This window comes from Halomonas sp. BC1 (assembly GCF_002078135.1).
Classification (GTDB): domain Bacteria; phylum Pseudomonadota; class Gammaproteobacteria; order Pseudomonadales; family Halomonadaceae; genus Vreelandella; species Vreelandella stevensii.
Window position 1 is genome coordinate 1 of record NZ_LFGS01000020.1, and the last position, 13092, is coordinate 13092.

20 protein-coding genes are annotated in these 13092 nt (G+C 56.2%); 2 read left to right on the top strand and 18 right to left on the bottom strand.

Translation table 11 applies throughout. The features are described from left to right. Positions 1-86 precede the first annotated feature (86 nt). The 8 genes from B7L72_RS17950 to B7L72_RS17985 all read right to left on the bottom strand — a co-directional run bounded on the left by B7L72_RS17950 (position 87) and on the right by B7L72_RS17985 (position 4758). Positions 87-2549 carry a replication endonuclease gene (locus tag B7L72_RS17950; RefSeq protein ID WP_081195742.1) on the bottom strand — a complete coding sequence of 821 codons (2463 nt, stop codon included), beginning with the start codon at positions 2547-2549 and terminating at the stop codon, positions 87-89. A 121-nt stretch (positions 2550-2670) separates the two neighbouring features. Next, positions 2671-2880, bottom strand: a complete 210-nt coding sequence (locus tag B7L72_RS17955) for a hypothetical protein (protein WP_081195743.1) — start codon at positions 2878-2880, stop codon at positions 2671-2673. Next, on the bottom strand, positions 2873-3142 hold the full coding sequence (locus B7L72_RS17960) for a hypothetical protein (RefSeq protein ID WP_081195744.1): 270 nt from the start codon (positions 3140-3142) through the stop codon (positions 2873-2875). Before B7L72_RS17960 ends, B7L72_RS17955 begins: the two co-directional genes overlap by 8 nt. After that, positions 3139-3438 (bottom strand): helix-turn-helix transcriptional regulator, encoded by a 300-nt coding sequence (locus tag B7L72_RS17965; protein ID WP_081195745.1) that lies wholly within the window; start codon positions 3436-3438, stop codon positions 3139-3141. Before B7L72_RS17965 ends, B7L72_RS17960 begins: the two co-directional genes overlap by 4 nt. Before the next feature lie 149 nt (positions 3439-3587). Beyond that, a complete protein-coding gene (locus B7L72_RS17970) occupies positions 3588-3800 on the bottom strand; it encodes a DUF4224 domain-containing protein (RefSeq protein ID WP_217806095.1) in 213 nt (70 codons plus the stop codon). Continuing rightward, entirely contained in the window at positions 3775-4038 is a 264-nt protein-coding gene (locus B7L72_RS17975; protein WP_081195747.1) for a pyocin activator PrtN family protein, read from the bottom strand. The genes B7L72_RS17970 and B7L72_RS17975 overlap by 26 nt, the downstream gene beginning before the upstream one ends. Next, complete coding sequence (locus tag B7L72_RS17980; protein ID WP_081195748.1) at positions 4035-4337, bottom strand: hypothetical protein; 303 nt, start codon at positions 4335-4337, stop codon at positions 4035-4037. The genes B7L72_RS17975 and B7L72_RS17980 overlap by 4 nt, the downstream gene beginning before the upstream one ends. 214 nt (positions 4338-4551) lie before the next feature. Beyond that, the gene (locus tag B7L72_RS17985) at positions 4552-4758 is read right to left on the bottom strand and encodes a hypothetical protein (protein WP_081195749.1); all 207 of its coding nucleotides are present in this window, start codon (positions 4756-4758) and stop codon (positions 4552-4554) included. 998 nt (positions 4759-5756) lie between these two features. Here B7L72_RS17985 and B7L72_RS17990 point away from each other — a divergent pair. Further along, positions 5757-6635, top strand: coding sequence for an integrase domain-containing protein (locus B7L72_RS17990; RefSeq protein WP_217806096.1), 879 nt, complete (start codon positions 5757-5759; stop codon positions 6633-6635). A 270-nt stretch (positions 6636-6905) separates the two neighbouring features. Then, positions 6906-7199, top strand: a complete 294-nt coding sequence (locus B7L72_RS19160; RefSeq protein WP_176212921.1) for an ogr/Delta-like zinc finger family protein — start codon at positions 6906-6908, stop codon at positions 7197-7199. 58 nt (positions 7200-7257) lie between these two features. On the opposite strand, the gene B7L72_RS18000 is transcribed toward B7L72_RS19160, so the two are convergent. The 10 genes from B7L72_RS18000 to B7L72_RS18040 all read right to left on the bottom strand — a co-directional run. After that, positions 7258-8286, bottom strand: coding sequence for a replication initiation protein (locus tag B7L72_RS18000; RefSeq protein ID WP_254893853.1), 1029 nt, complete (start codon positions 8284-8286; stop codon positions 7258-7260). Positions 8287-8334: 48 nt separating this feature from the next. After that, positions 8335-8502, bottom strand: a complete 168-nt coding sequence (locus B7L72_RS18660) for a hypothetical protein (protein WP_176212922.1) — start codon at positions 8500-8502, stop codon at positions 8335-8337. Beyond that, positions 8502-8825: a type II toxin-antitoxin system PemK/MazF family toxin gene (locus B7L72_RS18005; RefSeq protein WP_081195752.1), complete on the bottom strand. Its 324-nt coding sequence runs from the start codon at positions 8823-8825 to the stop codon at positions 8502-8504. Before B7L72_RS18005 ends, B7L72_RS18660 begins: the two co-directional genes overlap by 1 nt. Further along, positions 8822-9052 carry an antitoxin MazE family protein gene (locus B7L72_RS18010; RefSeq protein WP_081195753.1) on the bottom strand — a complete coding sequence of 77 codons (231 nt, stop codon included), beginning with the start codon at positions 9050-9052 and terminating at the stop codon, positions 8822-8824. Before B7L72_RS18010 ends, B7L72_RS18005 begins: the two co-directional genes overlap by 4 nt. 210 nt (positions 9053-9262) lie before the next feature. Continuing rightward, positions 9263-9484 carry a hypothetical protein gene (locus tag B7L72_RS18015; RefSeq protein ID WP_081195754.1) on the bottom strand — a complete coding sequence of 74 codons (222 nt, stop codon included), beginning with the start codon at positions 9482-9484 and terminating at the stop codon, positions 9263-9265. A 362-nt stretch (positions 9485-9846) separates the two neighbouring features. Beyond that, positions 9847-10263 carry a hypothetical protein gene (locus tag B7L72_RS18025; RefSeq protein WP_081195756.1) on the bottom strand — a complete coding sequence of 139 codons (417 nt, stop codon included), beginning with the start codon at positions 10261-10263 and terminating at the stop codon, positions 9847-9849. Positions 10264-10303: 40 nt separating this feature from the next. Then, complete coding sequence (locus tag B7L72_RS18030; protein ID WP_139788553.1) at positions 10304-10699, bottom strand: hypothetical protein; 396 nt, start codon at positions 10697-10699, stop codon at positions 10304-10306. After that, positions 10680-10862, bottom strand: a complete 183-nt coding sequence (locus B7L72_RS18405) for a hypothetical protein (RefSeq protein ID WP_139788554.1) — start codon at positions 10860-10862, stop codon at positions 10680-10682. Before B7L72_RS18405 ends, B7L72_RS18030 begins: the two co-directional genes overlap by 20 nt. A 528-nt stretch (positions 10863-11390) precedes the next feature. Then, entirely contained in the window at positions 11391-12413 is a 1023-nt protein-coding gene (locus tag B7L72_RS18035) for a phage major capsid protein, P2 family (RefSeq protein WP_081195758.1), read from the bottom strand. Positions 12414-12446: 33 nt separating this feature from the next. Continuing rightward, on the bottom strand, positions 12447-13092 hold a 646-nt coding region (locus B7L72_RS18040; RefSeq protein ID WP_217806097.1), incomplete at its 5' end, for a hypothetical protein.

Consider the following 13092-nt stretch of genomic DNA (forward strand, 5'->3'; position numbering starts at 1 on the left):
GCTAGGTAGTCCGCCTTGGCGCTGTTACAGGCGGTATTCGGGCTTTTGTGTTGCGGTTTCATAGGGTGTTGCTCCTACTGTGGGGGTTAGGTAATGGGCACTCGTGGCGTGGGGGATTCCCATAGCGCGGCGGCCATGGAAAGCGCGTCGCTTTCTGGAATGGCCTTGCCATTGGGCAGTTTTAGCGCTTCACGCAAGCTGGGTTGCATAAGTCGCATCCATTGGGCCTGCTCATCGTGAGGCGGCTTGAAGTACATGGCAGCAAGTCGGAGCGCCTGCTGGTCATCAATCCCCAGCGCTTCGCGCTTGGGCGCTTCGCTGGAACTGGTCAGCAGTTGCCAGAAGGCTTGGGACTCTTCGCTTGGCAGAATGGCCGCGCGCTCAACGGTTGCGGGCTTACGTTGCGGCTCGTAGTCGCCTAGCTCGGGCGGGAAATACTCGCCTTCATCGCTGAAAGTGGTGGTTTTGAAGGTGTTTTTTAGGGCTTTTTGCAATTCCTGCTCGTATGCCTGCAAGTCGATCATCTCTTGCTGGGCTTCTGGGCTTTCTCGCCATGCCTGGTAGCGCTTTTGTTGGTCGCTGGCCACCCATGCAGGCGGCTGACGTGGCGTGATATCCGGCCCCGTACAGTTATTTACACGAGTCCAAGGCTGCGCGGCTGCGCCGCTACGCTGAACCCCTTGCTTCACTTCCCAGCGGTAAAAGCGAGTTAAGAATTCCGTTTCGCCTAAAACCGTTGTCACCACCACCCCCATCACGGCGCTAATGCTCTCGCCGTACTGGCCGCGCTTGGTCATATCGGAGACTTCGCCTGTCTCGGGGTCCGCTTCGCTCTGGCTGGTATCCATGCGGGTAATCGTCCAGGGGCGAACTGGGCGCTTGCGGGCCTTGCTGCCAACGCCACCTGTGAGCTGGAGGTATTTATCCCAATCGCCCGCATTAGCGGCGCGGCGCAAGGTTTCCAGGTACGCCACCGCTTCTGGCTCTGGCCGCGTTGCCGCTATCCAGCCTTCATGGCTTGCGGCGGCAAAGGGGCTTTCATCTGCATCGCGCAGGCGGCGCAGCTCACGCCACACCGTGACGGACGGTAGGCCAATAAACTGGAACTGACGAATGCCCCATGTGCTGGACCAGGCCGCAATCCGTGGCGCACTGCTGGAAAGCTCGTGGCCGTACTGGTCCACGTCACCGTGCTGGTCACTTTTGTTGATATTTTTGGTGACGTACTTGAGCACGTAGCCCGCGGCGCTTCCCCTGCTCGGGTCAATGTCTTCAAAGCGTATGCGCTTCTCTATTTGCCCGCGCACTTCTCCGGGATCGATCGACAGCGCGTAATGGGTAAGCACTTGCTTTAGGCCGTCTAACTGCTCAGGGTCTACCCACAGCAGCAGATGCCAATGTGGCGTGCCGTCGTGATGAGGCTCGACCACTCGAAGGCCATAAATGGCGATACCATCACGCGCTAACTTAGCGCGCGCACGCGCCCATAGCGCCTGCAACTGGGCTTGGGCTTGGCGAGGGGTTGCGCCTCGGTACTTGGCGTTTGCCTGGCTGTTCGCTGCGTGCACGGCGTGCCAGCGGCTGGGAAGCGTCCAGGTGACAAACACACCCTGGTGCTGTTTGCGGTTTGCCTCTACCTCCGTGTCTCTAATGCGCGTCATCACTTCCGCATGACGGATATCAGGATTGGCCACGCCTACCTCGGCAAGCTGTTTCAGCGTGTACTCCTGCTCAAACTGATTGACCGCCACCGTGCCCTCTAGCATCGCGTCGCTAGCACGGCGGCGGCCCTGCCATGCTTCAAAACCTAGCTGGCTGATGTAGATCCCCGCCCGCTTATGCACCCGCTTCGCCTCGCGCTGAAACTGTTCAAGGCGGCGAATGGCCAGCGCCCGCAGGCGGCGACGCCACCAAGCGGCGCTGGACAGCTTGGCCAGCAGCACAGCCCGTTGGTTAGCGGTCATTTCTGTTACTAGGTGGGGGGCGGCAACGTCAATGCAGTGGCTCTCAGCCATGTGGAGCGCTTTAGCCAGCGCGGCGGCGTCAGCCTCTGCTTTAGTGGGCATCGTGAAGCGCTTAAAACGCAGTGCAGATAGCACCACGCCAGTGCATGGCCGCGACCAAAGGCGCTGACTGATAGCCTCGGCGCGTGCCTGCTTGTGTTTGCGATGAGCAGCGGCCACCAGCCGATAAACGCCCTCTGCTTTGGCATGGGCGTAATCTTCTAAGGCTTGGGCATCGTGGGTCACATTAAACGCACCCAACACCAGGTGGGCTGATTGCTCGCGAAGCCAAGTGTTGCCAGCAGCGTTTCCCTTCAACCCGCCGCCACTCACCAGCGCCTCCGTAACAAACCCACTCATCAAGTCATTGGCAATCAACGGAAAACGGGAAAACACCTTGTCTTGTCGCCACTTTCGGCACCATGGCGTTCCCTGGGCCTGCTCAAACGCCTTATCTTTTCGCCACTGTCGGTGCCATGGGGTATCTTGCGCCTGCTCGATGACCCGCTTCGCTTGCTCCCAGACGATGTGATTAGCGTGTGTCATGCCGCCTTCCTTGCCCCCGGCGCTAATTCTGCTAGCATTGGGGATGCGAATTGTATTGAAGTGGTTTTAGCCCCGACGCTTGGCTGAGCGTTCGGGGCTTTCGCGTTTTTGGGCGTTGCGTTCACGCTAACCCTTGAGGGGCAAGGCGGGAGCAATCCAGTACACGAACCGCTGCCGCCTCGATTTGCGTATGGTGTTGCGGCAATCGAGCGCGGCCTTTCTTCCCGCTGGCCATCGCCTGCTCAACCGCCTGTTTCACCCCCGGCCAATCCTCGGCATAGAACGTCACCCGTTCGTTATCGACGCGCAGCGTCACCACCTGCTTAGACATACTCGACCCCTATGCTTCTAGCGCGTTGGGCCTCTTGCTCGCTGATGCCTGCCATTGAACCGCCTGGCGGCAAGGGGGTGGCCATCTGTTGCTCCCGCAACTGCTTTACGCAGCAACGGTCTAGCCGCTCCGTGCTAAAACCAGCGCCTTCCAGCGCCTCTTTAGCGGCAACAAACATCTCAGCCGCCGTTAAGATGTTCATCACCATCGGTGCATCGCCGGTCATATCCACCTCAACACTCTGATCCACGTTGATGCTCATACGACCACCCCGTTTTCTAACGTTGGCTCCAACCGCTCAGCAGGCTGCCAGTAGTTCTTCGCCTTGATGCTGCGATCATTGCGGCGCTCTTCCAGCCATGCGTTAATTTCATCTTCGAAGTACGCGATCTTTCGATAAGAGACCCTGACAGGTGACGGAAACAGCCCTTCACGCACCATGTAACGGCGCTGATAACGGTCAATCCCGGTCACCTCTTCCACCTCTTTTTCGCTCATCAATCGTGTCTGAATCGCCATTGCCACTACCTCACCTAAAAAAGCCTCTTTCATCATCATCACTAACAATCTGAACTTAAATCGCGGGCCGTTGTGCGAGACTCCCCCCACAACAACGCTACCGCTTTGCGTATGCGCGTGTGGTCGTTTAAGTGCCCAATTTGGGCGCTTAAACGTTCAAAATGCCTGTTTGGCCAAAAAAGCTGGGGTTAGAGGATGTCTTCTGGCGATGGAGATGCTTTCTCGCCATCGCCAGACACCAGCCCGCCCGCCTGATTGATCAGCTCTATCGTTGTCCAGGGGCCATGGCGGCCCTCAAACACATGAACGCCTTGGTCTCTCAGGCGCCGGGCAACATCCCCGGCGCGCTGGTAGCCAGTGACGGCCTTCAGGTCGTCACAGGACAGAATCGATGAATGCACCACGACGACCCTTTAACGGCTTCTCAGCGCTTTCGCGCTGCTGATCGATATAAGCTGCCGCGTCTGACACATGGATCATTGGCTGACGCGCTGTGCGTGTTAATGGCACCGGGAACGTGCCTTGTGCCATGCGGTTACGCGCGGTTTGCAGCCCAATCCCCATAATGTCCTGACAGAAAACATCGAGAGGGATTAAAGGCTTTTCGTAGCAAGCTAGGAGTAGGAATTCGGTTTTCATGAGGTGGCCCCTTTAGCTTCTGAAAGCTCACGCTCATGGGCCGTTGCCGAGACGCGGAGCAAATCCAGCGCATCAGAGGTCAGCAGGTGGGCAGCCCATGCAACGTTGTGCAGGTCGCGGCCACTTAATCCACTGGCACCATCGGCAGCAAGGGCCATGGTTTCCAGCAGCTCGCTAACAGCCTCAAGGCGGTGATCGGCAGCGCCTGCCAGCTTTTCATAGCTAGCTTCGCCGTTTATCAGTAATACGGGAGAGCTTCCAAGGGGGCTATAGGTAGAAGGGGGGGTAAATGCGGTCATGCGGGCACCTCCTGACGCGCACAACGCGCAGCGAGGGCAATCACGGCAGCCGATAACGGCTCAGAGCGGTAAGGCTCCAGAATTTGAAGTAGGCGGGAAAATTGACGCACCGATAGTGCGCCCATGTATAATGGGTGTTGCATCTTTTAATCTCCAAAAGATAGATGTCACGCCCTCTGAACGGCTGCAACCGTTGCAGGGGGCTTTTTTTGTCTTACGGCTTACCTTTTTCTTTTTTCACTTCCTCAAGAAGCTCTTTTGCTGATTCCATAATCAGCTCTCTAATAATTTCTGACAAAGAAACATTTTCCCCTGTCTCCATACGTCGCTGTCGAGCAATTTCCTCGATCTGCGCCCTTTCCTCAGGGCTAAATCTGACAGGAATGGGGTGAGTCCGGGTTCCTTTTTTTCTCTCAGACATTCCGCTTCCTCGACAGCAAATGTGTATACACGAAACTACGGTATTCAATTGCTGATCCTATTTCAACAACTTCCAATACTTTTTTTTCAGTGCTACATTTCAATCTCTACTGCCGCTTGCGGCTGTGGTAGCTGGCCACACAAACAAAACAGCATTCGACCCGCTGCTAGGCGCTCCCCGCTCCGAACAGCTTTACCACTCGCCCTGCGAGATGATGAGCAAGACCACGGCCCCGCTGTGCCTTGCATTTCCAATGACGGCTACGCCCTTAGCATCCGCTAGGCCACGCCTTTTCTATCGCTAGTGCCTGCTGTGCATCCGTTCAGCTTCGCTAGATATGCAACCCCGTTTGCATGAATCCCACCAGGGCTCCGCCCTTTCAATCGACGCCTTCAAGGCGGCGTGTTCGCGTGCATTTACGTCACGTCATTTGTTCAGCCTGGCCATGTATCGCCCGCTGAACCACGCAGCCCACACCCCTTGATCGTGTCGCCCAACCCCCCGGCGTCTCTGTCGCGTCAGCACAGAGACGCCGGGGGTAAATCGCCGCTATGCCCGCCACCATGGGCGTTACGGCTTACCACCGTCGGACGAAAACCGACGAAACCACGCAACAGCGGCGCAACGCCGCTAGCTGAAACACTGCCACGGCTACCGCCGGGCAGTCCGCGAAAACCTCCAGGGCAGCCCCTCGCTAGGGCTGGGCCAACGCCTAAGCCGGAGCCACTAACGTGGCATGCGCAACCCCGCGCCATAGCACCCATAGGAGTCGTTTTTGCATCCCTCAAAGCGATCTAGTCCGCAGCACGTCGCCTGCGTCATCAAAGCGACAACCTCCCACGGTCTGCGCCTGCCGTTACAACGGGCGCGTATCACTTAACGTTATTTTCGGGGCTGGGAGGCAACACCAACGCAACAGCTAAGAGGCGGGCAACGTGGCCAAGGGCAACAATTACGGATTGAAAACACGCGATATGGCCAAGGCGGGAGTGTTTGCCATGAATAACGCCGCACGCGAAGGCAATACCAGCTACAGCACCGCTGCCACAGTGGGCGATCGGTGGCAGATATTCGCCGCCTACGCGAAGGCGGAAGGGTTGAAGCGCTTGGAGCAAATCACCCCGCAGGTGGTCGCCGCCTGGGGGCAGATGCTGGCAGAACAGGTCAAAGAGGCCGAGCTATCGCCCGCTTACGCGCAAAATCTTGTGTCGGCAGTGAACAGCGTGATGAAGCACGCCACCCAAGGGCAGTGGCAGCGCGTGAGCCCCACCAAGGATTGCGGTATTGAGAAGCGCTGCGCGGTGCGCTCAGTGGCACCGCAAGGCATAGAACGCGGCGATCTTCACCAGGCGGTGGAGACGTTGCGCAACGCAGAGCAACAGCGGGGCGGCGCGGTGCTGTTGCTTGCTCGTGAGCTGGGCTTGCGAGCCAAGGAAGCCTCGCTTTTGGATGCGCACTCAGCGTTCAAAGAGGCTCAGCAGCGTGAGGCGATCCGCATCACCCACGGCACCAAAGGCGGCAGAGCGCGAGAAATACCCGTAACCAGTCATGCGCAACGGGAAGCGTTGCGTGTGGCCAGCGAGGCCCAAGGCACGGCTAAAAGCTTGGTGCCCACGCAACAAAGCTGGGCGCAGTGGGAAGCAGGCGGGCTACGCAATGCCAGAGAGGTGCTTCAGCAGCACGGCATTGCCCGCATTCACGAACTGAGAGCGGCTTACGCCTGGCAGCGGTACCAGGAAATAACCGGGCAACCGCCACGGCTTGGCGGTGGGAAAGTCAGCAAAGCAGAGGATCGGGCAGCACGGCTAATCATCGCCCAAGAGCTGGGCCATAGCCGCGTGAACGTCACCGTGTCGTATTTAGGGAGCATGCGATGATTCCAGGCGATTTAAGGCACCGCTTGAGGCTTCATGCAGCCAAAGGAGGCAAAACCGCCAGAGCGCGGCAAATACGCCGTGTAGAGGCGTTTGTTCACTGGTGTGGCTGTGACCCTAGGCAGATTGGGCGCGGCCATGTACACCGCTTTTTCGCCGCTCACGCTCACGCCGCTAGCACTCAGCGAGACTACTGGTACGCTATCAAGCTGTTATGGCAAACCCTGGGAAGGCCGGGGGAGCCGCCAAAGCCGCCTATCTAGGACTCAAACTATGACCAATACCGCCGAAGGCTTTCACCTTAGCTGCCCGCATTGCGATAGCTGGGTGAAAATTAGAACCTCTAAGCAGATGACGCCTACTTATCGTGTTCTCTACGTTTATTGCACCAATAAGGACGGTTGCGGTTGGCGGGCTACTGCGGATATGACGATGGGTGATGTTATAGCTCCCTCCAAGATGCCAGACCCAGAAGTTGCCAAGACTGAGACCTTAGCTCCTGAAACGATAGAGCAACTTAGACAAATGGGATATGAGGTCACAGAGACCAAGCCCTCTACAAGCTAATGTGGGGAGGAAATGGCGGTGAAGCGACTAAGGCAGCAAAAACCCGATAAGCGCCCAGTTACTGCGCTTTTTGGCGGCGCTCTTCCAGCACCCGAAGTGCCGCATCTTCCCACGCTTCGCCCGGTTGGGCATGGGCGGCGATCACGCTTGCTGGGATGCCGTACATGGCTTGACCGCCAGCAGGCTTCTTGCCAGCCTGAGTGCTTGCCACTTGCTTCACTTTTTGGGGCGGCTCTTTTTCGCCAAAGGTGAAGCAAAGGTGCGAGACCTTTTTACCCGTTTTGCGCTGATCCCACTTTACCCATAGCGGGCTATGCTCATTGATCTGGTCAACGGCTGGCACGATCACTCGGCGCTTAAAATCTTTGAGAGCGGGATATTTATCGCCTAGCTGGAAGGCGCTGCGCAACCACTCAACGGACACCTCACGTTCGCCCGTACCGCGCCACTGACACAGCAGCTCATAAAGGCGAATGGCATAGCCGCTATTGAGCTTGGCAACGTCTGTCAGCGCATAGCGCGTAAACTGCTCAGTGAGCTGGGTCAGATAGGGCAGCATATCCTTGGTAAACCGCAGCTCTACGCGGCCCTCGGCCTTGCAGTAGGCAATTGACTGAACCCAACCAGTGATTAGGGTTTTCTCGCGGTTGCCATTGCCGTTTGGGCGCTCAGTAATCCACACCTCACGGCGCTTGAGCCTTAGAGCGGCATCAGCCAACTCTTTATAGATCGAGTGTGATTCAGTCCCTACCAGCTCGGCATAGTCAGCCACGCTTACGCTGTACATGACCTCATCAGTGATTGGCTGATCCCGGCGTACTTGGGCAATACAAGCCAGCATGATCCGCTGTTCTGCTGGTGTGAGGCGGTAGGACGCCTCAATTAGCGCGTTGCTCTTATAGACAGGCTGGCTGACTTTTTGCTGATCCATGCATCGCCTTTTAGGGACAATATAACAATGCCCCCTTTTACCCTGAATCCGTCCCTCCAGCAACCCTGAATCCGTCCCTCTTTCACCCTGAATCCGTCCCCTTTTCACCCTGAATCCGTCCCCTTTTAAGCCTAATAAGCCTTTTAATTCAGTCACTTAAAAGCCCTAAAAGGGGAAAAGGGGAAAAGTACATAAAAGCGCTGCTTATTTATCACCACCCAACAAACCCAGAATTGGCAAGGGGCCACGCCCACGCTTAATCAAAATATCGCCGTGGTATTGATGCGCTTTCTCAAACCACTCATCTGTAAGCTCGGGCGCTTCGTCAGGGTCACGCCAGCCGTCTTGGTTATTGCTCTCTTCAATCATCATCACGCAAACCCTAAAAACAGGGCCAAGGCCCGGCTAACCGCCAACATTTCACTGTCATCCAGGTGGCCGAACGGCTCCCCCAGCTTTTCACGCTTCACTGTCATGGTCTTATCGATCATTACCTGAGAGCGCTTGCGTAAACCATTTGTTTTGCTGGCTTCCACACTCACTCTAATCAGCGGTGCATCCACTAGCGTTCCTGTCACCATCATTACCGTGACTGTCTCAATAGCGGTGAACTGGTCCGACTGAATCACTAGCGCAGGGCGCGGTTTTCCAAAGTCCCCCGGAAGGGCAATGGTCACAAGATCACCACGCCTCATGCTTCCCACTCGTCGCTATCCATATCCAGTAGCGCTGCATCCATGAAACTATCCAGCTCGTGATCGGCGGCGTCTGCTGCTGCAACTACTTGGCACTGCCGCTGCACCTCTTCAGCAAAACCAGGGCGACGGGTATCCGGTACCCAAATTTGAATAGGGCGTAAACCAGATGCCCTAAGTGACGCGCGGTGCTTTTGTACTCGTGTGTTGATATTGGTGGCGACCATGACTCAACCCTCCTTTTGATTCGTTTCATGTAACATAATGCGCCCTTTCTACCGTTACATGCAACGCCCATTTTTGAGGTATTTTCAGCCGCTGAAAAAATTCAAGATAATATGGGTAATCTTGAATTTGACGCCTTTTGGCGTATTTTTTTGCGCGTTTCAGCACAACTTTCAAAGTGAAGATAACAAGGATTATCTTCACTTTTGCGGCTACAGGTCGCCCAACGTCTCAGCGAGAAATTCCAGCGCCTCAGCTTCATTATCCCACTTGTAAACGCTGCCGGATGCATAGCAAACATGCCCATAAACAGGCGTCTTACCACGGTGCGTGGTAATGATGCGGATTGCATAGCCGCCCCCTTCGGCCCGCTCAACCTTAGCAAAGGCGTATTTTTCGTACTGCGTGCGAAGCTGTTTTTGTTGGTGGGTCATAGCGCGAACCTCAGCCTATCGACCGCCAATTCGACCAGGCGCACCGCATCGCCACTGTTTCCACGATAACCCGGCCCTAACACGCTTTTCATAGCGAACGTGCCTACGCACTTAATCTGGGGCGTTAGCAGCCCGGCTAAGATGTGCGTTTCAATGTCACGCTTGGCACCCGCAGCGCGGCGGATACTGGTCACTAGCGCGCTTGGCATGTCTAGCGTTATTTGGCCGCACTCACTACGCCACGTCACCAGCTCCCCGTAGTCCCGGCGCATCTTGTCGATGCTGGCGTTAACGCGCTCTAGCTCTAGCTCGTATGCTTGTTCTTCAGTTGTCATTTATCAGCTCTCCCTATTGATAAGCGTTCACGATGAGCCGTTATCTTTCTCGCTTTCCCGAATGGCTTTGATCATCGCGTGGAATCCATGAGGATCGGGCGCGGCGGCTTCCGCTTCGCCGCTGGCCTTTGCTTCTTGTGGCGGCGCTGGCAATGCCCTTAGCTGGGCCACCTCTTCACGCAGGGCCATTAGCTCTCTGCGCATGGCCGCTAACTCTTGAGCAACAGCCTGTTGCGCTTCAGCCATTTCAAACACGTCACGCTGTTGCATTTCAGGCAGCTTTCTAGGCGGCTCACCCCATACCCTTATGAGTTCTGTGAGGTCAATAATGCGGGTGCCATCGCCGCTAAAGCTGCATGACAAGCGGCCCGCTTCGATTGCACGGTGAATAGTAGAGCGTGCCTTACCGTAGAGCCTGGCTGCCTTTGACACGGTTAGTTGCATGGTGAAGCGCCCTGTTGCGTTTTTGCTGTTGCGCGGCTACTCAGTCGCCCGAAAACTCCATAATGCTTTGCACTTTTGGCAGGTCTTTGGCGTGACCCGCTGCCTGCAAGCGCTCCACCTCGGCATTCCGCTTTTCCCACCACTCTTCACCCGGCCACTCATCACGACCTTGGCGGCGCAGCTCGACGCGATCCAGCAGCGCCCCCAATGTTTTCATGGCTTGCCCTGGCTCTTCATAGCGGTTTTGGTCTGGCAGCCATGCTTGCTCGCTGAGCTCAAAGTCTTTGATAGCGAGCACCCAATAGGCACCTTCACGCGATAGCAAAGCGCCCATTAAGGCGTTGGTTCCCCGCTCACCCCAGTTACTCAGCTCCCGAAGGCACTCTTCACGACCAACCAGGACGCTTTCGAACTCATCAAGGCGTTTTCTGTGCATCTTTGCCCCCGTGCTTTATGTAGGTTTCGACCGCTTCCACGAGCTGCTCGGAGAGCTTTTTATCTTCGCCTGTGGCCATCCGATGATTGCGGGCCATTTGCTCTAAATCGGCGCGCAATTTTTCGGGCATTCGAAAGGAAACATGCACCTTTTTTTCATTCACTTTTTAAAGCCTCGCTTTGTGCTACTGTGTTACAGTAACACTAGAACACAAGCCCACTTTTTGCAAAACTTTTAAGCCTCTTTGAGTCTCTTTACCCCTCTTACCCATGAATGTAAGCTGCTCCAAGCTGCTTATTGAGACTATTTCTCATTTATAGGGCTTTTTGATAAAAGCTTGTTTTTGGCTGCGCTGAAAAGGTGCATAAACGCGCATGAAAACGCATGAAAAATACACGCTTTATAACCACCAGCGAGGCCAGTAGTAGCGCGACTTGAGGCGCTATTGCGAAGGTGCATAAAAACCACCACATTTAGCGCGCGGGCGGGGCGGGGTGACGATAGCGCGGCGTGGGTCACAGCCTGGGTGGGTGGGTAGTTAGTACCTTTCTCGGCCCACTCCTTTTGCAGGAGCGCTTTTAGCGCCTTTCCCCATGCTTTGCCCATAGAAAAAGCCGCGCTTCTCACGCGGCTTTTTTGGGGCTATTTAGAGCGTTTTTCGATGGTTCAAAACGCGCTTAACATGCTTAGCTTAACGCCAGTCCCCTAGCTCAATATTTTCAACCACACAGCCCGTGCCGAAGTCTTCAACCACGTAGGCTTCGTTGGACGTTTGGTAGTCTTCTACCCGGTTGCGCTTGGGGTTATTGATGATGAAACGGCGGCGGCTGCCACGCTGCCAGTAGATCGACAGCGCTTCAGGCAGGGTGATAAAGATTGAATTGGCCTGCATGTTGGCCACGCGGGCGGCACCGATCCCACCGAAGCGCACGCTTGAGCGCTGCATATCTTGTTGCATGGCCACCACTTCAGTGGGCGTGCCCGCGTGCTGACTCATGGCGGCAAAGTATTTGTCGGCAATCAGGTCACGGGCAGCGATAGCCTTTAGCTGGTCGTTTTCACGGTGCCACGGGTCGATCATCGCGTTAACGGCATCAAAGATTAGCGCGTCAATATTGGCGTAATCGCCCCCCGGCCCCACACGGACCACCCCGGCCACTTTCCCCTCTGACAACACCCGCTGGGGGGCATGGTCCCGGTACTTTTGAAGCCACCCCTTGTTCACGTCCTGCAAGTGCGTGTTGGCCTGAATGTCAGTCTCTACCGCTGCCGTGATGCCATTGAAGCCAATCATCACGCGATCCAACGCCTGTTGCTGCGTTAACGCCTGGGCAACCAGTGTCTGAAACTCCTTTCGGAGCGCCCAAGCGTCCAGCGTTGCCCACTTCAGGTGGGTATCAAACTCGGTGCTTACACACTCGTAGCGGTCGCCTTCCAGGGTGGAAACATCACGGGTAGCGCGCTCTTTCTTTTCGGTATCGGTGCGCTTGGCGATTGGGCCCGACACCCCTAGCCCTAGCCGTTCGCCTTGGGCTTCATCGACGCTTTGAACGTTGATCTCGCTTAGAAACGCGGAGCTTTCCTGTATTTTCTTCTCCATCGTCTGCTGTACGGACGGGTCTACCGTGAAACTGCTGGTTGCCTCGCTTACGCCTGACAAGGACGCCACGCGCTCAAGGAACTGGCTGAACTTTTTGCTGGTTTCGTTTCTCATGCTGCTCTCACTTCGGGCAATGGGTAGGGAGGGTTAGGCTTCGCAGGCGAGACGCGGAACCAGCGCTTCAACCGCTACGGGTGCAGCCACCTGGGGCGTGGCGGCTGTCAGTAGGCCGGAAAGCTGTTCTTTAACGCGCTTTTGGGCCTCTTTCTCGATGGCGGCGCGATCTTCACGAGTGATCGTGGCCACAAAGCCGCGCTTGGTAGATTCATGGGCATCAAAGCCCAACCCCACCATGAAGGCGTCATCAAACAGCACCGCGTTATTTTCGGTACGGCTCTTATGGGCTAACGCCTCTACCAGGCGCTTCCCTTCGTCTGTGGCCAGCACGTCTTGAACCGCTTTTTCTAGCTGACCTTGCGAGGCGCTTTCCTGCTGGGCATAGAACTCCCGCTCATAACGCTCACGAGCCAGCTTAGTGGGTCTCTTTTCCGCCTCGATATTGGCGGCTAGCTCTTCAATCAGCTCTTCAAGCTGGGTCACTTCTTCCAATGCGCCGTACTCTTGGGCCTTCAGCTTCTGAATGGCGTCACTGACTTGGCCATAGCTCGCCTTGAACTTGGTTCGCCACTCCTCCCCGGCCTCTTTGGCGGCGCGGATCGTCGCGGCACGCTGTTTTTCTAGGCGAGCTTTTTGCTCATGCATCGTTTGAAGCGCTTTTTGGCGCCCTAGCAGT

Coding starts and splice junctions, on each gene's coding strand:
- B7L72_RS17950 (WP_081195742.1), bottom strand. CDS start 2,549: ATGACACACGCTAATCACATCGTCTGGGAGCAAGCGAAGCGGGTCATC.
- B7L72_RS17955 (WP_081195743.1), bottom strand. CDS start 2,880: ATGTCTAAGCAGGTGGTGACGCTGCGCGTCGATAACGAACGGGTGACG.
- B7L72_RS17960 (WP_081195744.1), bottom strand. CDS start 3,142: ATGAGCATCAACGTGGATCAGAGTGTTGAGGTGGATATGACCGGCGAT.
- B7L72_RS17965 (WP_081195745.1), bottom strand. CDS start 3,438: ATGATGATGAAAGAGGCTTTTTTAGGTGAGGTAGTGGCAATGGCGATT.
- B7L72_RS17975 (WP_081195747.1), bottom strand. CDS start 4,038: ATGAAAACCGAATTCCTACTCCTAGCTTGCTACGAAAAGCCTTTAATC.
- B7L72_RS17980 (WP_081195748.1), bottom strand. CDS start 4,337: ATGACCGCATTTACCCCCCCTTCTACCTATAGCCCCCTTGGAAGCTCT.
- B7L72_RS17985 (WP_081195749.1), bottom strand. CDS start 4,758: ATGTCTGAGAGAAAAAAAGGAACCCGGACTCACCCCATTCCTGTCAGA.
- B7L72_RS17990 (WP_217806096.1), top strand. CDS start 5,757: ATGAATAACGCCGCACGCGAAGGCAATACCAGCTACAGCACCGCTGCC.
- B7L72_RS19160 (WP_176212921.1), top strand. CDS start 6,906: ATGACCAATACCGCCGAAGGCTTTCACCTTAGCTGCCCGCATTGCGAT.
- B7L72_RS18660 (WP_176212922.1), bottom strand. CDS start 8,502: ATGATGATTGAAGAGAGCAATAACCAAGACGGCTGGCGTGACCCTGAC.
- B7L72_RS18005 (WP_081195752.1), bottom strand. CDS start 8,825: ATGAGGCGTGGTGATCTTGTGACCATTGCCCTTCCGGGGGACTTTGGA.
- B7L72_RS18010 (WP_081195753.1), bottom strand. CDS start 9,052: ATGGTCGCCACCAATATCAACACACGAGTACAAAAGCACCGCGCGTCA.
- B7L72_RS18015 (WP_081195754.1), bottom strand. CDS start 9,484: ATGACCCACCAACAAAAACAGCTTCGCACGCAGTACGAAAAATACGCC.
- B7L72_RS18025 (WP_081195756.1), bottom strand. CDS start 10,263: ATGCAACTAACCGTGTCAAAGGCAGCCAGGCTCTACGGTAAGGCACGC.
- B7L72_RS18030 (WP_139788553.1), bottom strand. CDS start 10,699: ATGCACAGAAAACGCCTTGATGAGTTCGAAAGCGTCCTGGTTGGTCGT.
- B7L72_RS18035 (WP_081195758.1), bottom strand. CDS start 12,413: ATGAGAAACGAAACCAGCAAAAAGTTCAGCCAGTTCCTTGAGCGCGTG.